At 63.5% G+C, this 233-nt stretch carries 1 pseudogene; it reads right to left on the reverse strand.

Annotated elements, in window-relative coordinates:
- Positions 1-233: pseudogene (locus tag U4Y90_RS36040) on the reverse strand (electron transfer flavoprotein subunit alpha/FixB family protein); the annotation flags it as partial.

Consider the following 233-nt stretch of genomic DNA (forward strand, 5'->3'; position numbering starts at 1 on the left):
GCCGGAGCCAGAATATGCGAGTAATCCTTCGCGATGTTCAGCACTGTCGCTTCGACGTTCTCTGCCAGGCCTTCGGCGAGTTGAGGCGCATCGGCGAGCAGCACTTTCGATACGCCCGCGATCTTCGCTGCCGCATCGGCCGCGCCTTGCGCGTTCGAGCCTGCCACCAGCACATGCACATCGCCGCCGATCTTCGACGCCGCCGCAATCGTGTTCAGCGTCGCTGCCTTGAC

It is taken from the genome of Caballeronia sp. J97 (assembly GCF_905220305.1).
Classification (GTDB): domain Bacteria; phylum Pseudomonadota; class Gammaproteobacteria; order Burkholderiales; family Burkholderiaceae; genus Caballeronia.